This is a genomic window from Sphingomonas sp. (assembly GCF_030145815.1).
GTDB lineage: Bacteria > Pseudomonadota > Alphaproteobacteria > Sphingomonadales > Sphingomonadaceae > Sphingomonas.
This window is the reverse complement of the sequence record NZ_JAIXHL010000005.1, coordinates 140,394-163,730: the sequence shown is the minus strand read 5'-3', so window position 1 is coordinate 163,730 and position 23,337 is coordinate 140,394. Positions and strand designations below refer to the sequence as shown.

General features: G+C 65.5%; 24 protein-coding genes. 11 read left to right on the top strand and 13 right to left on the bottom strand.

What is annotated here, in order from left to right:
• Nucleotides 1-157: 157 nt before the first annotated feature.
• From KYX69_RS06405 to clpS, 3 genes are all read left to right on the top strand, one after another.
• Entirely contained in the window at nucleotides 158-1,873 is a 1,716-nt protein-coding gene (locus KYX69_RS06405; RefSeq protein ID WP_300495224.1) for a class I poly(R)-hydroxyalkanoic acid synthase, read from the top strand.
• A gap of 54 nt (nucleotides 1,874-1,927) precedes the next feature.
• On the top strand, nucleotides 1,928-2,698 hold the full coding sequence (locus KYX69_RS06400; protein WP_300495150.1) for a phasin family protein: 771 nt from the start codon (nucleotides 1,928-1,930) through the stop codon (nucleotides 2,696-2,698).
• A gap of 205 nt (nucleotides 2,699-2,903) precedes the next feature.
• Complete coding sequence (gene clpS, locus KYX69_RS06395; protein WP_300495222.1) at nucleotides 2,904-3,245, top strand: ATP-dependent Clp protease adapter ClpS; 342 nt, start codon at nucleotides 2,904-2,906, stop codon at nucleotides 3,243-3,245.
• 101 nt (nucleotides 3,246-3,346) lie between these two features.
• Here the strand turns inward: clpS and KYX69_RS06390 are convergent, their stop codons facing one another.
• Entirely contained in the window at nucleotides 3,347-4,081 is a 735-nt protein-coding gene (locus KYX69_RS06390; protein WP_300495148.1) for a Crp/Fnr family transcriptional regulator, read from the bottom strand.
• A 123-nt stretch (nucleotides 4,082-4,204) separates the two neighbouring features.
• On the opposite strand from KYX69_RS06390, the gene murA reads away from it, so the two are divergent.
• On the top strand, nucleotides 4,205-5,488 hold the full coding sequence (murA, locus tag KYX69_RS06385) for a UDP-N-acetylglucosamine 1-carboxyvinyltransferase (protein ID WP_300495146.1): 1,284 nt from the start codon (nucleotides 4,205-4,207) through the stop codon (nucleotides 5,486-5,488).
• A gap of 47 nt (nucleotides 5,489-5,535) precedes the next feature.
• Nucleotides 5,536-7,269 (top strand): bifunctional metallophosphatase/5'-nucleotidase, encoded by a 1,734-nt coding sequence (locus KYX69_RS06380; RefSeq protein ID WP_300495145.1) that lies wholly within the window; start codon nucleotides 5,536-5,538, stop codon nucleotides 7,267-7,269.
• Between the two features lie 121 nt (nucleotides 7,270-7,390).
• Here the strand turns inward: KYX69_RS06380 and nusB are convergent, their stop codons facing one another.
• From nusB to hisG, 3 genes are all read right to left on the bottom strand, one after another.
• Complete coding sequence (nusB, locus tag KYX69_RS06375; protein ID WP_300495144.1) at nucleotides 7,391-7,852, bottom strand: transcription antitermination factor NusB; 462 nt, start codon at nucleotides 7,850-7,852, stop codon at nucleotides 7,391-7,393.
• 101 nt (nucleotides 7,853-7,953) lie between these two features.
• Nucleotides 7,954-9,243, bottom strand: a complete 1,290-nt coding sequence (hisD, locus tag KYX69_RS06370) for a histidinol dehydrogenase (RefSeq protein WP_300495141.1) — start codon at nucleotides 9,241-9,243, stop codon at nucleotides 7,954-7,956.
• Nucleotides 9,240-9,914 carry an ATP phosphoribosyltransferase gene (hisG, locus tag KYX69_RS06365; RefSeq protein WP_300495138.1) on the bottom strand — a complete coding sequence of 225 codons (675 nt, stop codon included), beginning with the start codon at nucleotides 9,912-9,914 and terminating at the stop codon, nucleotides 9,240-9,242. The genes hisD and hisG overlap by 4 nt, the downstream gene beginning before the upstream one ends.
• A gap of 74 nt (nucleotides 9,915-9,988) precedes the next feature.
• Between hisG and KYX69_RS06360 the strand changes: the two genes are divergently transcribed.
• Together KYX69_RS06360 and KYX69_RS06355 are read left to right on the top strand one after the other, a co-directional pair.
• The gene (locus tag KYX69_RS06360; protein WP_300495136.1) at nucleotides 9,989-11,038 is read left to right on the top strand and encodes a DUF2332 domain-containing protein; all 1,050 of its coding nucleotides are present in this window, start codon (nucleotides 9,989-9,991) and stop codon (nucleotides 11,036-11,038) included.
• 237 nt (nucleotides 11,039-11,275) lie between these two features.
• A complete protein-coding gene (locus KYX69_RS06355; RefSeq protein ID WP_300495133.1) occupies nucleotides 11,276-11,593 on the top strand; it encodes a hypothetical protein in 318 nt (105 codons plus the stop codon).
• Between the two features lie 59 nt (nucleotides 11,594-11,652).
• Here KYX69_RS06355 and KYX69_RS06350 read toward each other — a convergent pair whose 3' ends face one another.
• Entirely contained in the window at nucleotides 11,653-12,960 is a 1,308-nt protein-coding gene (locus KYX69_RS06350; protein ID WP_300495131.1) for an isoprenylcysteine carboxylmethyltransferase family protein, read from the bottom strand.
• A gap of 124 nt (nucleotides 12,961-13,084) precedes the next feature.
• Here KYX69_RS06350 and KYX69_RS06345 point away from each other — a divergent pair, with 124 nt between their 5' ends.
• Together KYX69_RS06345 and ppa are read left to right on the top strand one after the other, a co-directional pair.
• Nucleotides 13,085-14,989: a peptidase M61 gene (locus KYX69_RS06345; RefSeq protein ID WP_300495128.1), complete on the top strand. Its 1,905-nt coding sequence runs from the start codon at nucleotides 13,085-13,087 to the stop codon at nucleotides 14,987-14,989.
• Nucleotides 14,990-15,030: 41 nt separating this feature from the next.
• A complete protein-coding gene (gene ppa, locus KYX69_RS06340; protein ID WP_300495125.1) occupies nucleotides 15,031-15,582 on the top strand; it encodes an inorganic diphosphatase in 552 nt (183 codons plus the stop codon).
• Between the two features lie 62 nt (nucleotides 15,583-15,644).
• On the opposite strand, the gene KYX69_RS06335 is transcribed toward ppa, so the two are convergent.
• Complete coding sequence (locus KYX69_RS06335) at nucleotides 15,645-16,373, bottom strand: SDR family oxidoreductase (protein ID WP_300495122.1); 729 nt, start codon at nucleotides 16,371-16,373, stop codon at nucleotides 15,645-15,647.
• Between the two features lie 151 nt (nucleotides 16,374-16,524).
• Between KYX69_RS06335 and KYX69_RS06330 the strand changes: the two genes are divergently transcribed.
• Nucleotides 16,525-17,400 carry an AraC family transcriptional regulator gene (locus tag KYX69_RS06330; protein ID WP_300495121.1) on the top strand — a complete coding sequence of 292 codons (876 nt, stop codon included), beginning with the start codon at nucleotides 16,525-16,527 and terminating at the stop codon, nucleotides 17,398-17,400.
• A 6-nt stretch (nucleotides 17,401-17,406) separates the two neighbouring features.
• Here KYX69_RS06330 and KYX69_RS06325 read toward each other — a convergent pair whose 3' ends face one another.
• The 7 genes from KYX69_RS06325 to KYX69_RS06295 are packed head-to-tail and all read right to left on the bottom strand — an operon-like array spanning nucleotide 17,407 to nucleotide 22,078.
• Nucleotides 17,407-17,757: a TfoX/Sxy family protein gene (locus tag KYX69_RS06325; RefSeq protein ID WP_300495118.1), complete on the bottom strand. Its 351-nt coding sequence runs from the start codon at nucleotides 17,755-17,757 to the stop codon at nucleotides 17,407-17,409.
• Complete coding sequence (locus KYX69_RS06320) at nucleotides 17,747-18,226, bottom strand: GNAT family N-acetyltransferase (protein ID WP_300495115.1); 480 nt, start codon at nucleotides 18,224-18,226, stop codon at nucleotides 17,747-17,749. The genes KYX69_RS06325 and KYX69_RS06320 overlap by 11 nt, the downstream gene beginning before the upstream one ends.
• The gene (locus KYX69_RS06315) at nucleotides 18,223-19,122 is read right to left on the bottom strand and encodes a DMT family transporter (RefSeq protein WP_300495112.1); all 900 of its coding nucleotides are present in this window, start codon (nucleotides 19,120-19,122) and stop codon (nucleotides 18,223-18,225) included. The genes KYX69_RS06320 and KYX69_RS06315 overlap by 4 nt, the downstream gene beginning before the upstream one ends.
• Nucleotides 19,123-19,160: 38 nt before the next feature.
• Nucleotides 19,161-19,541, bottom strand: coding sequence for a type II toxin-antitoxin system VapC family toxin (locus KYX69_RS06310; protein WP_300495110.1), 381 nt, complete (start codon nucleotides 19,539-19,541; stop codon nucleotides 19,161-19,163).
• Nucleotides 19,538-19,834: an AbrB/MazE/SpoVT family DNA-binding domain-containing protein gene (locus KYX69_RS06305; protein ID WP_300495109.1), complete on the bottom strand. Its 297-nt coding sequence runs from the start codon at nucleotides 19,832-19,834 to the stop codon at nucleotides 19,538-19,540. Before KYX69_RS06305 ends, KYX69_RS06310 begins: the two co-directional genes overlap by 4 nt.
• A 36-nt stretch (nucleotides 19,835-19,870) precedes the next feature.
• Nucleotides 19,871-20,995, bottom strand: a complete 1,125-nt coding sequence (gene ispG, locus KYX69_RS06300; RefSeq protein WP_300495107.1) for a flavodoxin-dependent (E)-4-hydroxy-3-methylbut-2-enyl-diphosphate synthase — start codon at nucleotides 20,993-20,995, stop codon at nucleotides 19,871-19,873.
• Between the two features lie 33 nt (nucleotides 20,996-21,028).
• Nucleotides 21,029-22,078 carry a DUF3089 domain-containing protein gene (locus KYX69_RS06295; protein WP_300495105.1) on the bottom strand — a complete coding sequence of 350 codons (1,050 nt, stop codon included), beginning with the start codon at nucleotides 22,076-22,078 and terminating at the stop codon, nucleotides 21,029-21,031.
• 51 nt (nucleotides 22,079-22,129) lie between these two features.
• Here KYX69_RS06295 and KYX69_RS06290 point away from each other — a divergent pair, with 51 nt between their 5' ends.
• Nucleotides 22,130-23,326, top strand: a complete 1,197-nt coding sequence (locus tag KYX69_RS06290) for an acyltransferase family protein (protein ID WP_300495103.1) — start codon at nucleotides 22,130-22,132, stop codon at nucleotides 23,324-23,326.
• Nucleotides 23,327-23,337: the final 11 nt, after the last annotated feature.

Below are 23,337 nucleotides of genomic sequence, written 5' to 3'. Positions count from 1 at the left end.
AGAGGAGAGGCGCGTGGCGACGGCAAAGAAAAAAACGACGACCGCAAAGACGAAGCCTGACACCGCCACCGCCGCAAAGCCCAGGGCGAAGCGCGCGGCAAAGCCGAAGCCCGATCCCAAGCCTGCCCCTGAGGCCGCAGCTGAAACCAAGCCTGCTCTGGAGGACCTCCAGCACTGGACCTGGGTGTTTGGGCGCGCGCAGCAGATGATGATGGAGCAGGGGCTGGATTTGGCCGGTCAGATGCCCGCGCACATGCCCGCGATGCCCCAGATGCCGACCGTGCCGCCAGTCGACCCCGCCGCAGCGATGCGCGCGGGCGCGGAGTTCTGGGCCGATACGATGACATTGTGGCAGCGCTTCCTCGATCCCGCCGCCGCACCCAAATTCGAGGAAACTCCCGAACAGGCGCGCGACAAGCGTTTCAAGGCGCCGCAATGGCGCGAGCAGCCGGTGTTCGACTTCATCCGCCAGAGCTACCTCACGCTATCGAACCACCTGCTCAAGGGCGTCGACCAGATCGAAGGTCTGGCCCCGAAGCAGAAGGAGCAACTGCGTTTCGCGACGCAGGGGTTCATCGACGCGATGAGCCCGAGCAACTTCCCCGCGACCAACCCGCTGGTGGTCGAGCGCACGATCGAGACCAAGGGCGAGAATCTGCTCAAGGGCCTCGCCCATATGCTCAATGACATGAGCAAGGGGCAGATGACCCAGACGGTCGAAGGCGCGTTCGCGGTGGGCGAGAATATCGCGACCACGCCGGGCCGCGTGGTCAAACGCACCCCGCTCTACGAACTGATCCAATATTCGCCGACGACCGAAACGGTGCTCGAAACGCCGCTGGTGATCTTTCCGCCCTGGATCAACCGCTTCTACATCCTCGATCTGACGCCGGAGAAGAGCTTCATCCGTTGGGCGGTGGAGCAGGGGCTGACCGTGTTCGTCGTGTCGTGGAAATCGGCCGATGCGACCATGGCTGATGTGGTCTGGGACGATTATGTCGAGCGCGGGCAGATCGACGCGATCGACACGATCCGCGACTTGCTGGGCGTCGAGAGCGTGCATACGATCGGCTATTGTGTCGCCGGCACGACGCTCGCCGCGACGCTGGCGGTGCTGGCCGCGCGCGGCGAGGCAGCGAAGGTCAAGAGCGCGACCTTTTTCACCGCGCAGGTCGATTTCAGCGAGGCGGGCGACCTCAACGTGTTCGTCGATGACGAGCAGCTTGCGTTGATCCAGTCGCTGACCAGCGACGGTTTCCTCGACGGACGCTATATGGCCGCGACGTTCAACCTGCTGCGCGGGCGCGACCTGATCTGGAACTATGTCACCAGCAATTACCTGCTGGGCGAGGATTACACGCCGTTCGACCTGCTCCATTGGAATTCGGACGTTACCAATCTGCCCGCGAAGTGGCATGTTAGCTATCTGTCCGACCTGTATCGCGACAATCTGTTGATCCAGCCGGGCGCGCTGGCGATCGGAGGGACGCCGATCGACCTGACCAAGGTGATGACGCCCGCTTATGTCCAGGCGGGGCGTGAGGACCATATCGCACCGCCGCGCAGCGTGTGGAAGCTGACCGAGCATCTGGCCGGGCCGATCCGCTTCGTCCTCGCCGGATCGGGGCATATTGCGGGCGTGGTCAACCCGCCGTTATCTGGCAAATATCAGTACTGGATCAACGCGGCGGGTGCAGCAAATCTGGACGATTTTGTTGCAGGCGCGGTCGAGACCAAGGGTAGCTGGTGGCCCGATTGGATCAAATGGATCGAGCAGCTGGATGCTGCACGGGTCTCGGCAGAAAAGGCGAGAATCCCTAGCGTCAACGAGGAACTTGGCGCCGCCCCGGGACGTTACGTTCGAACGCGTTAAATTTTTTGTGCACTGCACAATAAATCCCTTGAAACCCGCCGGGCGTCTGCGTATATGCTGCATTGCAATAATCGCAGCGAGGACGTCGATATGGCCAGCAAGGGTCCGCGTACCGGGGCGAAGAAGCCGGTAGCCAAGGCACCGGTCGCAAAGGCCGCAACCAAGGTCGCCGCGCCGGCGGTCGAGCCGAAGCCCGAACCCGTCGTGGAGCCGGTCGTCGAGGCCGTTGCCGCGCCGGTCGAACCGATCGCAGACGTGGCCGAACCGGTTATCGAAGAGATTGTCGAACCGGCCATCGAAACTGTCGCGGAAACCGTCGAGACGGTCGCCGCACCTGTAACCGAGATTATCGAAGAGACCGCCCCGCAGATGGCGGACACCGCAAGCAAGGGAATCTATACCATGGAAGCCATTGAAAAGAGCCAGGCGATGTTCGCCGAACTGAACGACAAGGCGAAGGCCGCTGTCGAAAAGAACACCAAGCTGGTCGGCGAAATGACCGAGCTGGCCAAGGGCAATGTCGAAGCGCTGGTCGAGAGCGGCAAGATCGCTGCCAAGGGCTTTGAGACCATGGGTCAGGACGCCGCCGAATATAGCCGCAAGCAGTTCGAGCAGGCGACCGCCACGATGAAGAGCCTGGCCGCGGTCAAGTCGCCGGCCGACTTCTTCAAGCTGCAGAGCAACTATGTCCGCAGCGCGTTCGATTCGATGGTCGCCGAAACCTCGAAGAACACCGAAGCGTTCATCAAGCTCGCCGGCGACGCCGCGCAGCCCGTCTCGAACCGCGTCGCGGTCGCGATGGAGAAGATCAAGACCGCGGCCTGATCAGGCGCCGGTCCGGATCGGACGAAAATTAGGGCGGTCGCCACGTGCGGCCGCCCTTTTTTCGGTTTGGGCCGGGTTGCGGCCGGTGCCGCAAGATTTGAGTGAAACTCAAATCCGTAAATCGGATGCTGCTCCCCCCTTGCCCTCGACTCACCGCTGCCATATTTTCGCAAGTCTCATGACAGCGCTGCGCACCACCAACTCGATGGCTCCGATCACGATGAGCGATTCCGATCGCGACGATGACGAAGGCACCGCCACCGGTGTCGTCACACGCACGCGCGCCAAGACCAAGAAACCCACGCCCTATCGCGTGCTGATGCTCAACGACGATTACACGCCGATGGAGTTCGTCGTGCTGGTGCTCCAGCGCTTCTTCAAAATGGACATGGAGGAGGCGACACGCGTGATGCTCGCAGTGCATCAGCGCGGCGTCGGGGTGTGCGGCGTATTCAGCTATGAGGTCGCGGAGACCAAGGTCGCGCAGGTGATGGATTTCGCGCGGCAGAACCAGCATCCGCTGCAGTGCACGCTGGAAAAGGCGTAGCTTCCCACCGTCGCCCCGGGCTCGACCCCCGGGCTGGGCTGTTTTTTGGCCCGTAGAAAGAAGGAGCCCGGTCCCGGGTCAAGCCCGGGACGACGATCCGCTCAGCGCGGTTCCGGCAGCCAGCTCAGATCCAGCCCTTCATATCGGTTCACATAATTCGCCGCGCGCGCGAGTGCCGCTTCGTCGATCAGCGTGACGCGACCCGATTCGCGGCCGATCATGCCTTCTTCCTCCAACTGGCGCAGCATGCGGTTGACATGGACCGAAGTGAGGCCGGTCGCGTCGCCGATCTCTTCCTGCGTCAGGCCCAGATTAAACGCCTTGTCGATCGTCTTGTCGGTGCCGCGCAGCCGGTTGCGCAACTCAAGCAGCAGCGCCGCGACGCGCGCCTTAGCCGAAGTGCGGCCGAGCGCGGCAAGCCGGTCGGTCAGCGCCACGCGCTCGATCTGGCACAGCACAAGGATCAGCGACGACAGGCGCGGATGCGCGACGCACAGCGCGCTGAACGCCTGGCGATCGAACGGGCACACCACGCAGTCGGACAGGGCGGACAAGGTTTCGGGCGCCTCGCGATAGACGATGCTGGAAATGCCCAGCACGTCACCGGGAAAGTGGAAGCGCAGGATCTGGCGGCTGCCATCGTCGAGCAGGACATAGCTCATCACCAGTCCCTTGCGCAGAATATACAGCTCATCCGCTGGCTCATTCTCGCGCAGCAGGATCGCGCCACGCCGGATATGGCGCTGACGTTCCTCCAGACGCTCGAGCGCGGCCCTCTCTCCCGGCACGAGCGTGACCAGCTCGTCCAGAATCTCCGCGAAACAACTCCCTGACACTCTGTCCCTTCCCCCAACTACCTCCTGCAAAGCAGCCCTGAAAAAACAGCGCATTAAAGTCGATCAAGCCGCGTAACGGTTGGCCGCACTTGCGCGCGCCCTTTCACGCGATAGAAGCCCCTGATGGACCGTATTCTCATCCGCGGCGGAAACCGCCTATCCGGTAATATTGCTATATCGGGCGCGAAGAACGCCGCGTTGACGCTCATGCCGTGCGCGCTGTTAACCGACGAGCCGCTGACGCTGCGCAATCTGCCGCGTCTCGCCGATGCCGACAGCTTCGGGCATCTGCTCAATGAGCTGGGCGCATCGACCGCGATCGAGGGGACGCGTCCCAATGATTTCGGTCGCGTGCTCACGGTGCGGGCGTCGCGCCTGACTTCGACCGTCGCGCCGTACGACATTGTGCGCAAGATGCGCGCGTCGATCCTGGTGCTCGGCCCGCTGCTCGGGCGTGAGGGTGTGGCGACGGTGTCGCTGCCCGGCGGCTGCGCGATCGGCAACCGGCCGATCGATCTGCACTTGAAGGCGCTCGAAGCGATGGGCGCGGAGATCGAGCTTGCGGCCGGCTATGTGAAGGCAACCGCGCCGGGCGGGCGCCTGCCCGGCGGCAGCTATCGCTTCCCGGTGGTGTCGGTTGGCGCGACCGAAAATGCGCTGATGGCCGCTGCCACCGCGCGCGGCACCACGGTGCTCGAAAATGCCGCGCGTGAGCCCGAGATCGTCGATCTGTGCAATCTGCTCGTCGCAATGGGTGCGTCGATCCACGGTATCGGCAGCGAGACGCTGACGATCGAGGGCCGCGACCGGCTACACGGTGCGACTTACAGCGTGATGCCCGACCGGATCGAGGCGGGCAGCTATGCCTGCGCCGCGGCGATTACCGGCGGCGACGTGGTGCTGGAAGGCGCCAAGGCCGACGATATGCGCGCGACGCTCGACGCACTGGTCGAGGCGGGGGTGACGATCGAGGAAAAGGCGAACGGCATCCGCGTCGCCGCCGATGGTCCGCTCAAACCGATCACTTTGTCGACCGCGCCCTATCCGGGCTTCGCCACCGACATGCAGGCACAGTTCATGGCGATGCTGTGCAAGGCGGACGGCGCCAGCGTGCTGACCGAGACGATCTTCGAAAACCGCTACATGCACGTGCCCGAACTGGCGCGCATGGGTGCAGACATCACCGTCAGCGGGCGCACCGCCGTGGTGCGCGGGGTGGATCGCATGGTTGGTGCGCCGGTGATGGCGACGGATCTGCGCGCATCGATGAGCCTGATCCTTGCCGGCCTGGTCGCCGAGGGCGAGACCCAGGTCAGCCGCATCTATCACCTCGATCGCGGTTATGAGCGGCTGGAGGAGAAACTGCAGGGCGTCGGCGCGGACATCGAACGCGTCGGTGACGGCTGACCCGCGCGCTGCTACCGGACCGGCGAACGACTCGCCGGGAGAATGACATGCGCCTGATCGTTGGATTGCTCGCCGGGCTTTCGCTTGCGGGTTGCGCGTCGCAGCGGGCGACGACGCCTGCCGCGCCAGTCAGCGTGCGGATCATCGCGTTCAACGATTTCCATGGCGCGCTCGAAACCCCGGCGCGGCCGATCGACGTGCAGGCGGCGGACGGCAAGACGGTCAAGGTGCCCGCCGGTGGTGCGGCGTATTTCGCTTCGGCGGTGAAGGCGCTGAAGGCGGGCAATCCCAACACTGTCGTCGTCGCGGCGGGCGACCTGACCAGTGCCAGCCCGCTCGTCTCCTCGCTGTTCCTCGACGAGCCGACCGTCAAGGCGCTGAGCATGGCGGGCCTTGAGTTCAATGCGGCGGGCAACCACGAATTTGATCGCGGGACGAAAGAGCTGCTGCGGCTGCAAAAGGGCGGCTGCGACAAGAATGCGGTCGCCGCGCCATGCCAGCTCGAACCGTTCAAGGGCGCGTCCTACACCTATCTCGCCGGAAACACGCTGGACGCGTCGGGTAACAGCCTGATGCCCGCGACCGGCCTCAAGACGTTCGGCAGCGGCAAGTCTAGGGTCACGATCGGCTTTATCGGCCTGACCACGCGGATGACCGGCACCTATGTCGATCCGGCGGGGATCGTCGGGTATCGCTTCGCTGATGAGGCGGAGACCGCCAACAAGCTGATCCCGCAGCTCAAGGCACAGGGTGCCGACGCGATCGTGCTGATGGTGCATGAGGGCGGCTACCCCGCCCGCTCGGACCAGCCCAACCAGTGCGACGGGCTGTCGGGGCCGATCCTCGACATCATGGAGCGGCTCGATCCCGGCGTCGACGTCATCGTCTCGGGCCACACCCACCGTGCCTATGTCTGCGATTATTCCGCGACGAACCCGGCCAAGCCGGTGCTGCTGACCAGCGCGGGCAATAATGGCGCGATGCTGACCGGCATCGACCTCACGTTCGACCCGGTCACGCGCAAAGTGTCGGCGCGGTCGGCGCGGCAGGTAATCGTGCAGGGCGACGGCACGGTCAGTGCGGGCGGGCCGGTCAAGGCGAACCCTGCATTCCCGACCTATCCCGCCGACCCGGCGGTTGCGGCGCACGTCGCGCGCTACGCCGCCGCCGCCGCCCCGCTCGCCCGTCGCCCGGTGGGCAAGGCGTCCGCGCCGATCCTGCGCGACGAGGATAGCGAGATCGTGGAATCGCCGCTCGGCCTGCTGATCGCCGATGCGCAATTGGCGGCCACGAAGAAGGACGGCGCACAGATCGCGCTGATGAACCCCGGTGGGGTGCGCGCGTCGATTACTCCGGCGGCGGACGGCACGGTGACGTTCGGCGACCTGTTCACCACCCAGCCGTTCGGCAACAACCTGCAGGTGCGCGAATATACGGGCGCGCAATTGCTGGCGGTGCTGGAGCAGCAATTCACCAATGCGGACGGGCCGAAGCTGCTGTTCCCGTCGGGCCTGACCTACAGCTATGACACGTCGCGACCAGAGGGGCAGCGGATCATCGCGCCACTGGTGCAAGGCAAGCCGCTCGACCCGGCGGGCAGCTATCGCGTGGCGATGAACGGGTTTCTTGCCGGGGGTGGCGATGCCTTCACCACGCTGAAGGTCGGGCGGATCGTCGCGGGTGGCATGCTCGACCTCGACGCGCTGGAGGCGTGGTTTGCCCGCGGGCAGATAGTGGAGCCACCCGCGCTGGGCCGGGTGAAGAATGTCGGGCCGAACTAGCCAAGTTCGTCACCCCCGCGAACGCGGGGGCCCATCTCCCGGACGCGCGGCAAACCGCACCGGCGTAGATGTGGATAGCGGAGGAGATGGGCCCCCGCTTTCGCGGGGGTGACGATAAGGGTTAAGCCCGCACCACCTTCGCAATTGCGTCGAGCAGGCCGTTGACGAACCCCTTCTCGCGCCGGTCGTAAAAGGCGTCGGTGACGTCGAGATACTCACTGATCGCCGCGCCGACCGGCACGTCCTTGCGCGCGAGCAGCTCATAGGTGCCGGCGCGCAGGATCTGGCGCATCGGACGGTCGAGCCGGTCGAAGCTCCAGTCGACCGCCAGCTTCGACGCGATCAGCGCGTCGATCTCGTCGCGCCGCGCGTCGACGCCCTTGACGATATCGTCGAAGAAATTCGGGTCGGCGTCGATATATTCCTCGTCCTCGATCGTCGCGCCCAGCCGGTGCTGGTGAAACTCGGTGAGCAGCTGGGGCAGGGGGGTCTTCTCCATCTCCTGCTGATAAAGCGCCTGCACGGCGGCAAGCCGCGCGGCGGCGCGGGCTTTGGAACGGGTCTTGGCAGATGGGCTAGGCATAAGTCTCTCTTAGTCCGTTCGCCCTGAGCTTGTCGAAGGGCAGTTCTTTTTTCGGCGTCGAAGGAAAGAACAGGCCTTCGACAAGCTCAGGCTGAACGATGTTACGGGTTCAATCTGAGCGCCACCGACGTGGCGTGCGCCGGCAGCCCTTCCGCCTCCGCCAGCGCCACCGCCGCCGGGCCGATCGCGGCCAACCCGGCCGCATCGAGCGCGAGGAAGCTGGTGCGCTTCATGAAATCGAGCACCGACAGACCGCTGGCAAACCGCGCACGGCGGCCGGTGGGCAGGACGTGGTTGGGGCCGGCGACATAATCCCCGATCGCTTCCGGCGTCATCCGTCCCAGGAACACCGAACCCGCATGACGCACCCGCGCAAACAGCGCGTCGGGATCGTCCACCGCCAGTTCCAGATGCTCGGGCGCGAGCTTGTTGACCAGCGGGATCGCCTCGTCGAGGTTCGCGGTCAGGATGATCGCGCCATTGGCGTCCCAGCTCTGCCGCGCGACCTTGCGCGTCGACAGTTCGCCGATCTGGCGGTCCACCGCCTCAGCCACCTTGCCCGCCAGCACCGCGTCGTCGGTCAGCAGGATCGACTGGCTGGTCGGATCATGTTCCGACTGGCTGAGCAGGTCGGCGGCGATCCATTCGGGGTCGTTCTTGCCGTCGGCGACGACGACGATCTCGCTCGGCCCCGCAACCATGTCGATGCCGACCACGCCGTAGAGCTGGCGCTTGGCCTCCGCGACCCAGGCATTGCCGGGGCCGGTGATGACGTCGACCGCGGCGATCCGCCCGGTGCCATAGGCGAGCGCGGCAATCGCCTGAGCTCCGCCGACGCGCCAGATTTCGTCCACCCCGGCGATGTGGGCGGCGGCGAGGACGAGCGGGTTGATCTCACCATCCGGGGTCGGCGTGACCATGACGAGGCGATCGACACCGGCGACCTTGGCCGGAATCGCGTTCATCAGCACCGAGCTGGGATAGGCCGCGCGCCCGCCGGGGACATAGACCCCCGCCGCCTCGACCGCGCCCCAGCGCGCGCCGGTGCGCACGCCAGCCGCGTCGGTGGTGTCGCTGTCCGCCGGCTTCTGCTTTTCGTGATAGGCGGTGATCCGTGCGGCGGCGAGTTCCAGCGCGGCGCGCAGATCGGGGGCGAGCGCCTCATAGGCGGCGATGCAGTCGCTCTTCTCGATCCGCCAACCGGTTTCGTTGAGGTCGTGGCGGTCGAACTTGCGGGTAAAGGCGTGCAGCGCCGCGTCGCCCTCGTCTCGGACGGATGCGACGATGGTGCGCACGTCGCGTGCGACATCGGCATCGGCCTCGCGCCGCGCATCGACCAGTTCGCGGAACGCCTGGGCAAAGCCCGGCTCGGACGTGGACAGGCGGATCATGCGGCAGCCTCGCTTTCCACTGCGCGCCGGAAGGCGTCGACCAGCGGCACGATCTCCGGCCGCGTCTTGAACGCGGCGCGGTTGGCGATCAGGCGGCTCGACACCTCCATGATCGTCTCGACCTCAACCAAGCCATTCTCCTTGAGCGTGCGGCCCGACGAGACCAGATCGACGATGCGCGGGGCGAGGTCGAGCAGCGGGGCCAGCTCCATCGCGCCGTTGAGCTTGATGCACTCGGCCTGCACGCCGCGCGCCTCGAAATGCTTGCGGGTCAGATGCGGATATTTGGTCGCGACGCGGACATGGCTCCACCCGCGCGGATCGTCGGTTGCGGCAAGCGCGGCCGGCTCGGCCACCGACAGGCGGCAATGCCCGATTCCCAGGTCCACCGGCGCATACAGCTCCGAATAGGCGAATTCGGCGAGCACGTCCGATCCGACGATGCCCAGTTGCGCCGCGCCATGCGCGACAAAGGTCGCGACGTCGAACGCGCGCACCCGGATCAGGTCGATATCGGGGCGATTGGTCTTGAAGCGCAACGCGCGGCTGCCTTCGTCCGAAAACGCCGCTTCGGGCACGATTCCGGCATGCGCCAGCAGTGGCAGCGCCTCTTCGAGGATGCGGCCCTTGGGTACGGCAAGGATGATCGGATCGGTGCTGGTGTCGGTCATGGGTTGCGCGCCTTTACTTGGGGGGGCGTTGCGGCGCAACAAGAGCACGGCTTTATCGGCGGAAAGGGCAGGGCATGGCCGACTGGATGGCGCTGGAGGATGTGCGGACGGCGTTCGCCAATCAGGTCGACTATTGCCGCGCGAACGATGCGGGCCTGACCGCCAGCGTGGTGCAGGCGATCCTCGACGGGATCGACGGGCCGGGGGCGTTCCGCGCAAGGCTGCGCGACTGGCCGGGCAAGCCGATGGCCGACGCACTCCCGCTGCGCGCGGCGGGCGGGCTGCATGCGCTGTATCTGACCGGTGCGGCGCCGTCGCTTGGTAGCCTTTACGCCGGGGAGGCGGTGGACGCCGGCCCGCTGGTCAACGCTGCGATCGACGCGAACGACGCGGCGCTGCTCCCCTGGCTCGACAGCCCGCCGCAGACCAATGAGGCGGCGCGGTCGAGCAACTATGCCGCCGCGATGCTGTGGCTGGCCGCGCGGGGCCTGCCCGCCCGGTTCGAGTGTATCGAAATCGGGTCGAGCGCGGGGATCAACCTGATGATGGACCGCTACCGCTACGACCTTGGCGGAATCGCGGTCGGGCCGGACGATGCGGCGATGCGGATCGCCCCAGAGTGGCGCGGCCCGCCACCGCCCGAGGGTTCGGTCGAGATCGTGTCGCTACGCGGCTGCGACGTCGCCCCGATCGACCTGACGGACCCCGCGGCATTGCTGCGCCTGCGCGCCTATGCCTGGCCCGAACATCGCGTGCGGGCAGAGCGGCTGGAAATCGCAGCGGCGGAAGCGGCCCGACGCGCGCCCGATCTGGTCGAGACTGACGCGGCGGCGTTCGTCGTCGAGGCGCTCGCCCGCCCACAGGCGGCGGGGACGACCCGCGTGCTGATGCACTCGATCGTCTGGCAATATCTCGGAGCCGAGCGACAGGCGGCGGTCACGTCTGCGATGGCGACGGCGGGGGCGAACGCGACACCCGAACGCCCGCTGGCCTGGATCGCGGTCGAGGCGAACCGGCAGACCTTCCGCCACGAACTGACGGTGCGGTACTGGCCGGGGGGCGGGGAACCGCAGCTGCTCGCGGCGGCCCATGCTCACGGCGCGTGGGTCGAGTGGATGGGCTAAACCCGAGCCCCAAACCCAACCGTCACCCCGGACTTGTTCCGGGGTCCACCGGGAGGCAAGCGCGAACCAAGAGGTGCTAGCGAAGCGCGGGAGGATGAGTGGACCCCGGCACAAGGCCGGGGTGACGAAGTTGGGTTACGCCACGAACCGACAAAAGCAGTCTGTCGGGGAACTACCCCATTGCGGTCGGTCACAGGCTATGATTTCAGGAGCCTGATCGTACCGGGGAGGATGTGCATGAGCAAAGTGAGCGGCATTATCCTAACCTACTCAGTAGCGGAACCAGTCATACATGGTCCCGATTTTCCTTCTTACCAAATCAACGACTGGCTGGGCGCGAAGGAGTTACAACCGCTGGTTTTGGTCGATGGAGCTGCGGCGGACTGGCATCCAGGCTGCTGCATCGCGATTGGCGGTTACAATCATTTCGATGAGGCGGGGTTCTCGACTTTTATCCGAAGTTTGCCTTGGGCCTATCCGGATGACGTCGTGCTGGTCATTCACCCCGATGACGGGGGCGCTCGGGTCATCCGGCCACTCCTGAATGATGACTAGCCGCTCCGAGTTGGACATTCCCGCCATCTGCCAAAAGCGGTCGCGTCCGGTATCACAACCTACCCCGCGGCCTCACCCTTCCCACTCTTCCCCATCACCCACGCAAAAAACCGCGGGATCGGCGCATTGCGCTCCATCCACTCGCTATACGCTCGGTAGTCAGGGTCTTCACCGAGGTGCTTTTCCTCGGTCTTCGCGCGGACATAATAGATCAGGCTGACCAGTCCGAGCAGAAGGCTAGCGCGCGCCGCGTCGGCCAGGCTCCCGGTGGTGACCAGCAGCGGGCAGGTCGCGATCCACCAGAACAGGTTCTTCGACAGATAGGCCGGGTGCCGCGTGAACGCGTACGGCCCATGCGTGATGATCCCGCGATGCGTCAGGTTCGAAAAGCGGAAGCCGAACGCCATCGTTGCCCAGGCATAGATGCCGGTCAGCGCCACCAGCACCGCGCCGACGATCCACAGCAGCACGTCATGCCCCGCCAGCCAATGCGTCCAGTCCGACGTGCCGGGATGATAGTCGAGCGGCCCGCCATTGCCCATCAGGATGAACGGCGGGTAGCAGATCAGCGCCACCGCCCACGCGCCCGCATAGGGGTTGGCGGTGCGGATATGGCTGTCGAGCGGGCGGAAGGTGAGGATGTAGCCCACGGTCGCAAACGCCACGTCGAGCATGAACATGCCCGTGATCAGCCAGTTGGCCAGCGCGATCGGGTTGGTCAGGATGCCGCTCGCGTCGGCACGCACGAACGCGCCGAATCCCGGCGGTACGATCGCGAGCATGAAGGCGAGGAAGAACGCCTTGACCGCCCAGCTGCGCAGATGATTGTGGATCGCGGCCTCATCCACCGGCTCTTTCGATCCGATCAGCCACGCGCCGAGCATGTACGCGCCGTCCTTGGGCTTCTCCAGATACCGGTCGATCCACAGCACATAGGGGATCGACAGGATGAACAATGCGGGCGCCGCCATCTGGAAACACCACATGGCGAACGCGAAATTGCCCTCCCAGTAGAAACGGCACACGGCATAGATGCCGGCGATCCCGCCCCAGGTCAGCCACAGCCCGGCCAGCTTGGTGATCGAAATGTCACGCGTTTCGCTGAACGGAAGCGGATCGCTCCACTTGACCCCGGTCGTCGGATTGCGATGCACCTTGTCGACAAACACCGCCCACAGCACCATCGGGATGCCACCGGCGGCGAGATTGACCAGCGCCGCGAAGGGACCGTCGAGGCCATAGGTGCGCGCGATGGTCAGCCAGATCGCCATGCCGACCAAGCCGGCAAGGCCGCACCCGGTGCTGACGGCGGATTTGGGCCGCGGATCGGCCTTGACGCTGCGGGCAAGGGCGGGGTCGTGATACATGGCGCATCGTCTAGCGTGAAAATGGTAAGCAAGCCGTGAAGCCTGTTTGCGCCAAGCCTTTACCTCCCCGCGTTGGACTGGTTAGGGTAACAAAATAACCCGGCCCCTCCCGAAAGGTTCGTTCATGCGTCGCGCCATCGCGCTCACCGCCCTGTTGCTCGCCACTTCCGCTGCCACCGCCCAGAACAGCACCCCTCAGCCGCTGCCGTTCGACAATCGTATCCCGGTCGCCAAGGACATTGCCTATCCCGGCACGATGACGGTCAAGGTCGATGCGACCGATGTGCAGCAGGCGATCTATCGCGTGAAGCAGGTGATCCCGGTTGCCGACGCCGGTTCCATGGTGCTCATGATGCCCGCCTGGCTTCCCGGCAAGCACGCCGCGCGCGGCGAGATCGAGAAGCTGGCGGGGCTGAAGATCAGCGCCAATGGCAAGCCGGTCGCCTGGACCCGCGACACGGTCGACGTCTGGGCCTTCCACCTCGACGTGCCGGCCGGCGCGAAGCAGCTGGATATCGAGTTCCAGTTCCTCGGCGCGACCGACAAGGATCAGGGCCGCGTGTCGATCGCATCGACCATGCTCAACCTGCAGTTCGAACAGGTCAGCCTCTATCCCGCCGGCTATTTCACGCGCCGTATCCCGGTATCGGCGACCGTGACCTATCCTCAGGGCTGGACCGCCGTGTCGGGCCTGCCCGCGACCAAGCAGGGCGAATCCTATATCTACGAAACCACCGACTATGAAACGCTGATCGACTCGCCGGTGTTCGCCGGGAAACATTATCGCGAGTTCAAGCTGTCGGATCGCGTCGACCTCAACGTCTTTGCCGACGAGCCGGAAGAGCTCGACGCCAAGCCCGAGCAGATCGAAGCGCATAAGAAGCTGGTCGAACAGTCGGTGAAGCTGTTCGGCGCGCAGCATTACGACCGCTACGAATTCCTGCTGTCGATCAGCGACGAGATGGGCGGCATCGGCCTGGAGCATCACCGCAGCTCCGAAAACGGCGTCGGCCCCGGCTATTTCACCAAGTGGAGCGAGGGGCCGGGCTCGCGCAACCTGCTCCCCCATGAATTCGTGCATAGCTGGAACGGCAAGTTCCGCCGCGGTGCCGACGCCTGGACCCCCGACTTCCGCACCCCGATGCGCGATTCGATGCTGTGGGTCTATGAAGGACAGACTCAATTCTGGGGCTATGTCCTTCAGGCGCGGTCGGGCATCGTGTCGAAACAGGATACGCTCGACATGCTGGCCAACATCGCCGCCAGCCTCGACAACCGCCCGGCGCGCGAATGGCGGCCGCTGGTCGATACCACCAACGATCCGATTATCTCCGCTCGCCGCCCCAAGGGCTGGGTCAGCTGGCAGCGGTCGGAGGATTATTACAATGAAGGCCTGCTGATCTGGCTCGAGGCCGACGCCAAGCTGCGCGAATTGTCGGGCGGCAAGAAGTCGATGGACGATTTCGCGCGCGCCTTTTTCGGGATGCGCGACGGCGACTGGGGCGTGCTGACCTATGACCTCGCCGAGGTCGTGGCGACGCTGAACACGATCCAGCCCTATGACTGGGCCGGGTTCCTCAAGGCGCGCGTCTATGATGTCGCGCCCAAGGCGCCGCTCGCGGGCTTTACGGCAAATGGCTACCGGCTGATCTACACCGACGAGCCCACCGCAGCGTTCAAGAACGCCGAGAAGCGTGCCAGCCGCGCCGACTTCAGCTATTCGCTGGGCCTTGCCGTGGGCAAGGGCGGGGCGATCGGCAGCGTCACCTGGGATTCGCCCGCGTTCAACGCTGGGCTCGACCTGGGCGATACGATCGTCGCTGTCGCCGGCCGGGAATATAGCGACGACCGGCTGAAGGCTGCGATCGTCGAGGCCAAGGCCAGCAAGGCCCCGATCAAGCTGATGATCAAAAGCGGCACGCGCTACCGCGAAACGACCATCGACTATACCGGCGGGCTGCGCTATCCGCGCCTCGAAAAAATCGGCACCGGAGAGGGTGGCCTGGATAGGTTGTTGCAGGCTCGCTGACGCGGGCAAGGCATCGGCCGACCAGATAACAAGGACTAACCATGCGTATCGACAAAATCCCTGTCGGCGACGACGCGCCGCACAGCCTCAACGTCATCATCGAAGTGCCGACCGGCGGTGAGCCGGTGAAGTATGAGTTCGACAAGGAATCGGGCGCGCTGTTCGTCGACCGCATCCTGCACACGCCGATGCGCTATCCCGCGAACTATGGCTTCGTGCCGCACACGCTGTCGCCCGATGGCGACCCGCTCGACGCGCTGGTGATCTCGCGCTCGCCCTTCATCCCGGGTTGCGTCGTGCGCGCGCGTCCGATCGGCGTGCTCAAGCTGGAAGACGAAGCCGGCGGCGACGAAAAGCTGATTTGCGTCCCCGTCGACACCACCTTTCCTTATTATTCGGACGTGGGTGAGCGGCAGGACCTGCCCTCGATCGTGCTTCAGCAGATCGAACATTTCTTCAAACACTATAAGGACCTGGAGTCCGAAAAGTGGGTCCGCATCGGCCAGTGGGGCGATGCCGAGGAAGCCAAGCGGATCGTGGTCGAGGCGATCGAAGCAGCGAAGCAGGCCAAGGCTGCGGCCGAAGCGGCCTAACCCGTTTCCCGTATCGAAGTGGGCAAGGCCCCGGATGCACATGCGTCCGGGGCCTTGTTCGTTCAGAATGCGCCGCCTGCCGGGCGGACGATGATCTCGCTCACATCGACGCCGTCGGGCTGGGCGATGGCATAGGCGATCGCACGAGCAATCGCGTCGGGCGTCAGCGACTTCTGCCGCCACTGCTTCAACCCATCCGCGATCTCGGGAACGGTGATGTCGTCGCCCAGCTCGGTCGCGACCACGCCGGGCGAGATGACCGTGGCGCGGATATCGTCATGCTCCATCCGCAGCCCTTCGGTGATCGCCCACACGGCGTGTTTGGTCGCGCAATAAACTGCACAGGTCGGCGCGACCATGTGCGCTGCGACCGACGCGACATTGATGACATGCCCGCCGCCCTGCGCGGTGAAGCGCGGCAGCACCGATGCGATGCCGTTGAGCACGCCATGCACGTTGACGTCGATCATCCGCTTCCACTCGTCGCGCTTCAGCGCATCGAGGCGGGAGAGCGGCATCACGCCGGCATTGTTGACCAGCACGTCGACCCGTCCGAAGCGCGCTTCCGCGGCTGCGACGAATGCTTCGAAACTGTCGCCATCGGCTACGTCGAGTTGCTGCCAGGCGACGTTATCGCCGAGTTCGTCGGCCAGCGCGGCGAGCCGGTCGGTACGGCGCGCGCCGATGAACAGGCGGGCTCCGGCAGCGGCGAGTTCGCGAACGGCAGCCTCGCCGATTCCGCTCGATGCGCCGGTGACGAGGATGGTCTTGTCGATGGTTCCGGTGGTCATGGGTCGGTTCCTTTCCGCTTGAGTTGGTGCAGCGGAAATGGCCTCGGAGCCGCCGAAAGCGGTAGAGCGATCGCCCGCAGAAATTGCATGATCCTCCAAATCAATCGTGCGCAGCTTGCGATGTTGCGGCCCGCGCGCGACAAGGATGCTCATGAAACGCATCGCAGAACTCGCGGCGGTCATCGCCCGACATACACAGGAACCCGGGATGTTCGGGTGCGCGGTGCCGCGTCTTGCGCTGATCCGCGGGCATGAGCCGACCCATCCGGTGCCGGCGGTCTATGAAGCATCGCTTTGCCTGATCGCCCAAGGATCGAAGCGGGTGTCGCTCGGTGAGCACAGCGTCGTCTATGACGCTGCGCATTATCTGGTGGTGTCGGTCGATTTGCCGCTGGTCGGCCATGTGCTTCAGGCCAGCTCGGACCAGCCCTATCTTTGCTGCAAGATCGACCTCGACATGGCCGCGCTCGCCGATCTGGTGATGGCTCAGGGCGGACCGGGCGCACCGGCGGGGCTTCCTGCGCTCGCGGTTTATCCCAGCGATCCGGGGCTGGTCGACGCCGCATGCCGACTCGTCGCGCTACTGGACACACCGGGCGATATCGCGATGCTCGCCCCGCTGATCGAACGCGAGATCCTCTACCGCCTGCTCGCTGGCCCGCACGGCCCGATGCTGCGGCACATCGCAGCGGGCGACAGCCATTTGCGGCAGGTCAGCCGCGCGATTCAGACGATCCGCAGCAGCTTCGACAAGCAATTGCGCATCCGCGACATCGCCGACGCGGCGGGCATGAGCGAATCCTCGCTCCATGCGCATTTCAAGGCGATGACCCGGATGACCCCGATCGAATATCAGAAACAGCTGCGCCTGCAGGAGGCGCGGCGCCTGATGCTGGCGGAGGGGGCGAGCGCGGGCAGCGCGGGTTTTGCGGTCGGTTATGACAGCCCGTCGCAGTTCAGCCGCGAATATCGCCGCCTGTTCGGTGCGCCGCCGCGGCGCGATATCGCGCAGATGCAGCGCGCGTGACCCGCGTCAGCCGCGCTTCTTCTTGACCGGCGCGCGGCGGCTCGCCTCGAGCGCCAGCCCCGCCCAGCGCTGCATCGCCTCAGCATCGTCATAGACGTCGTCCGGCGCGCGGCGATAGTTCATCGACACGGTCTCGCCATCCTTGCCGGTGAAGGTGAAGGGCGAACAGCCGGCCTCGTCCCATAGCGGCGCGCTCACCTTGTCGTTCTTGAAGTAGATCGACTCCTCATCGACCACCGCGAAGACGAGGCCGTCGCAATAGAGCACCGCCGCGCCCATCATCGGGCGGTGCGTGATCGTGCCGAGCGGCTCCAGCGCCTCTTTGGCCCAGTCGATCAGTCCCGCGTCAAACGCCATGGGCCAGCGCCGCCAGCGCCTCGTCCTGCATCCGCCACCGTTCCCAGCCATCGACATGCGCCGCGCCGATGGTCCGATAAAAGCCCTTGCCCAGCTCGTTCCAGTCGAGGACGTTCCACTCCAGCCGCGCCCCGCCGCGCTCGATGACCAGCGCCGCGAGCCGCGACAGCAGCGCCCGGCCCAGCCCCGCGCCGCGCGCATGCGGCTCGACGAACAGATCCTCCAGCCAGATGCCGGGCTTGCCCTCGAAGGTCGAAAAGGTCTGGAAGTACAGCGCAAACCCGGCGGGCTCGCCATCGACCTCGCCGATCAGCACCTCGGCTGCCGGGCGCGGCCCGAACAGATGGCGGTGCAGCGTCGCATCGTCGAAGCGCACTTCATGGGCCAGCTTCTCATAGTCGGCGAGCTTGCGGATGAAGTCGGCGACCAACTGGAAATCCGGCGCCTCGGCTTGACGGATCGTGATCAAATCTGTGCCTCCGTATCGGCGACGGGCGCATGGTCGCGCCGCCGCGCCGCGATGATGCAGCCCCCCACGATCAGTGCCGTCCCGGCCACGGTGAACAGCGAAACGCCTTCGTCGAACACCACCCATCCCCACAGCGTCGCCCACAGGAAGCCGGTATATTCGGTCGGTGCAAGATAATTGGCCTCGGCGCGGGCATAGGCCCAGCTCAGCAGGAACAGCGACATCGTCGCCAGCACCGCCGCCAAGACGATTGCCGGAACATGCTCCATTGACGGAACCGCGAGCAGCCACGGCGCGGCGAACATGAACACGATGAAGATGAACAGCGACTGGTAGAAGGCGACCTCGAGCGCCCCGGCGACGAGCGACTGTTGCCGCATCAGGATGATGTTCCAGGCATAGGCGACCGCGGACACGAGGATCGCAATCGCGCCCCAGAACGCCTCGCGCCCCAGTTGCGCCTGCGCCTGTCCGAACAGGATCAGCACGACGCCGGCAAAGGCCAGCGCGGTGGCGATGATCGTGACGCGCGTGATACGCTCCTTGAGCAGCCACGTGGCCAGGAACAGCGCGATGATTGGCGCAATGAAGGCCAGCGCGATCGCCTGCGCCATCGGCACCCGGCCCAGGCCCCAGAAGAACAGCAGCGTCATCACCGCCGACACCGCCGCGCGCAGCAGATGCAGCCGCATCGCGGCGCGACTGGGCCGCTTCGGGCGCGACAGCGCATAGGGCACCCCGCTCGCCACGATGCCCGCCATCATCCGCCACGTCAGCGCGTTATAGGCACCGAGCGCGAGCACCAGCCCCTTCATCACCGCGTCCATCGACGAGAAGATGGCGATGCCAAGCGACGCGACCGCAAAGGCGAAAAGGGGGGAGGCGGGGCGTGACATCGCAGCCGCCTAGCGTGCCGGTGCCGTTAAGGCGAGACTCAGCGGATCATGCGGATATCGATCTCGATTTCAGCCTGCGCCATCCTCTGGTCGGCGGTCAGGACGTGGCGACCGCGTGCAACGGCGAGCGACAGGCAGGCCCGGTCGCCCAACGACAGGCCGAGATGCTTCGTGGTGGACCTCAGCTTGGCGGCGAGCTGAGCTTGCTCCAGATCGAACGGCACGATGTCGATCTCGAACCGCGAGATTTGATACAGCGCCTGCTCTTCGGGAATGCCATAGTCGCGCAAGCGTTGCAGAAACTCGCTCACATTGACCGTAGAAATCAGAGTGTGTTGCGCGAACCTTGCGACCACACCTGAGCCCGGCTCCCCGAGCGCCAGGGCAATCAGCGCAGACGCATCAAGGACATAGCTCATGTCGACGGATGATAACGATCGAGCCATTCCTGCGTGCGGCGCTCTTCCTCCGCCGCTTCGCGCTCCCGCTCCACGACGAGCGTATCGACCATGCTGCCATCATACGGGCCGACCATGGATTTGAAGGCGGCCTGAACCTCCTTCACGACCTGCGCATAGGTTTTGAGGATGAACTGACCCCGCTCATCGCGCTCGATCACAATCGAATCGCCGTCCTTCACGCCAAGTGCGCGGCGCACCTCGGCAGGGACGACGATCTTGCCGCCCGCGATCATCTTGGCGTGATAGCTCATGTCCGATCCTTTCGGACCTGACACGTAGCACAGGACCTATTCGGCAGCTACTACCTGCGCTTCGCTCGCCGCCTCGATCTCCGCCGCCTTGGCCTCGACCAGCTTGACGATATGCTCCAGCATATCGGCATCCTCGACCGTGTGATCGGTCACGCCGGCCAGATAGACCATGTGCTTGCCATTGCCGCCGCCGGTCAGGCCGATATCGGTCTCGCGCGCTTCGCCGGGGCCGTTGACGACGCAGCCGAGCACGCTGAGCGACAGGGGTGTGCGGATATGCTGGAGCCGCTCCTCCAGCGTCTGCACCGTGCGGATGACGTCGAACCCCTGGCGCGCGCAGCTGGGGCAGCTGACTACGCGAACGCCGCGATTGCGGATGCCAAGCGCCTTCAGGATCTCGAACCCGACGCGCACTTCCTCTTCCGGCTCGGCCGACAGCGAGACGCGGATCGTGTCGCCGATCCCGAACCACAGCAAAGATCCGATGCCGATCGCGCTCTTCACCGTCCCGCCGACAAACCCGCCCGCCTCGGTGATGCCCAGATGCAGCGGGCAATCGACCGCTTCGGCGAGCTGCTGATAGGCGGCTGTGGCGAGGAACAGGTCGCTGGCCTTCACCGCAACCTTGAACTCGTGGAAATCGCGGTCCTGCAACAGCTTGATATGGTCGAGCGCGCTTTCGACCAGCGCCTCGGGGCAGGGTTCGCCATATTTCTCGAGCAGATCCTTTTCGAGCGAACCCGCGTTGACGCCGATGCGGATCGCGCAGCCATTGGCCTTGGCCGCGTTGACCACTTCGTTGACGCGATCGGCCGACCCGATGTTGCCGGGGTTGATGCGCAGGCACGCCGCACCCGCGTCGGCGGCTTCGAGCGCGCGCTTATAGTGGAAATGGATGTCGGCGACGATCGGCACCCGCGCGGCGCGCACGATCTGCTTCAGCGCGGCGGTGCTTTCGACATCGGGGCAGGAGACGCGGATGATGTCCGCACCGGCATCCTCGCAGCGGCGGATCTGGTTGAGCGTCGCGACCGGATCGGACGTCGGGGTGTTGGTCATCGTCTGCACGGTGACCGGGGCATCGCCGCCAACGGGGACGTTGCCGACCATGATCTGACGGCTGTGGCGGCGCGTGATATCGCGCCAGGGACGCACGGACATGGAAGTTCCTCTCGGGTTCGCCGCGCCTATAGCCTATCGCCGGGCAGCGAGAAAGGCGGCGACGCGGTCGATCGCATTTGCGCGCAGGTCCATCCAGAACAGCGGGATGTCGAGCGCGGCAAAGCTGCCATCCGGCCCGGCCAGTTCGGCATAGACCCCGCCCGGATCGGACACGCGCAGCACGCCATCGCGGTCGCATCGCGCGCTGACCAGCCCGGCATCGGGCGCGCGCAGCTTTTCGGGAAATTCGGCGCCGTTGCGCATCCACGCCCCGCGATGCTGAACGCGCGGTGCCAGCTCGGGCCCGGTGGTCCAGCTGATCGGATTGGAGCAGAGGATCGGCGGGTGCTTGTGCGGTCGCGCGCTGCCCTCGATCCGGCTGACCCAGCTGACGATACAGCCGGTGTCGGTGGCGCTGCTGCACGCCGCCATGCCGCGTCGCGCCGCCAGCCAGTCGCGCGTGACCGGGGTGCCGACCAGATAGGCGGCGACCATCCGCCCCGCGACCGGCTGGCCATCGATCACCCGCTCGATCAGCAACTGCGCGATCCGCGCGCCCTCGCCATGCCCGGCGAGGATGAAGGGCCGGTCGCCGACGCGGGTGCGGAAGGTGGCAAAGGCGCGCGCGACGTCGGAAAAGGCGAGCTCCCGCGCGGCGGGATCGTCTGCCGCCGGATTCGCCTGTCGATAGCGCGGGGCGTAGATCGCGCAGCATCCGTTGAACGCGCTGGCATGGTTGCGGATCGTCGTCTGCCCGACATCGCCGTTGAACCACACATCGCTCGGATCGGCATTCCACACCGGTTTGCGCAGCGGCACGGCCGAATGGATGAAGAAGACATCGACCGGAGCCTTCAGCTGCGGCGGCTCCGCCACGCCCTGCGGTGTCATATCGCCATCGTCGCGAATCCAAGGCAGCGATGCCCAGTTGGCGGGCCCCTCATAGTCGGGCGCGGATGGCACAGTGGCGGCATCGAAGCGCCCGGCGGGCGGCGTATCGGCGATAATCGCCCGCTGTGCGCTGGCGGGTGCGACCGCAGTGCTCAGCGCCAGCATCATGCCGAATAAACTCGTCCGCCGCATTGACGCTCCCGCTAACCAATTGGTGAGGCTCGATCCCCTATAGCGCCGCATGTGAGTGAAGCGAACCATGGACCGATGCGCGCCGGGCGACATTACGGCCTCGATTGGCTGCGCATTGCCGCGTTCGCGCTGCTGATCGTCTATCATATCGCGATGGTGTTCTCGCCCTGGCCGTGGGTGATCCATACCGATTACAATTTTTCGTGGTTGATCGCGCCGATGGCGTTGCTGACGCCGTGGCGGCTCCCCTTGCTGTTCGCGGTGTCGGGCTTTGCCTCATGGCATCTGTTCGCCAAGTCGCGCGATCCCCGCGCGTTTCTGCACGCGCGCAACCTGCGGCTGCTGGTGCCGCTCGCCTTTGGCATGGCGGTGCTGATCCCGGTCGAAATGTGGGTGCGCGTGGTCGAGGCGGGGTATCCGCACGGCTATCTGCGCTTCTGGACCAGTGATTACTGGCGCATCGGCGACTATTGGGGCCGCATCTTTCCGAGCTGGGAGCATCTGTGGTTCGTGGTCTATCTCTGGGCCTACACGGTCGTGCTCGCGCTGATCCTGTGGCGTGGTCGTCATCTGCTCGATCTGGTCACAGACCGCTTCGTGCCGTGGGTCGCGCAGGGATGGCGGCTGGTGTGGGTGCCCGCCGGGCTGCTGGTGATCGCACGGCTGGGCCTGCAGTTCGTCGTTGCGGACGAACAGGGGTTGCTGCGCGACTGGGCGGGTCATGCCAATTACTTCCCGTTGTTCCTGTTCGGCTTCGTGCTCGCCGGTTCGCCCGCGCTGTGGCCGGCATTGCGTCGGGTATGGCCCGGTGCGCTGGCGCTGGCCGCGATCAGCGGCGGCGCCGTTCTGTTGATCGAAGTGACCTATCCCGGCAATGCGGTGCCGCCACATTGGGTGATGGCGATCGCGCGGGCGGGGCAGGTGGCGATGGGCTGGGCGATGACATTGGTGCTGATCCAGCTCGCCGACCGCCTCTGGAACCGGGACCATCGCTGGCGCAAGACGATGGCAGAGGCGGTGTTCCCCTTCTACCTCGTCCATCAGCCCGCGATCGTGCTGATCGCCTGGCATACGCTGCCGCTGCACCTATCGGCGGGTGTCCAGTTCCTCGTCCTGTTCGCCGGGACCGCCGCAACCTGCACGTCATTCTATTTGCTCGGGCGAGAGATCGGCTGGTTGCGCCCGCTGATCGGCCTTGGCCCGCGGCAGCGCGCCGTGCCCGCCAAAATCTCACCGCAAGCCGCCTGACAAGCTGCCTT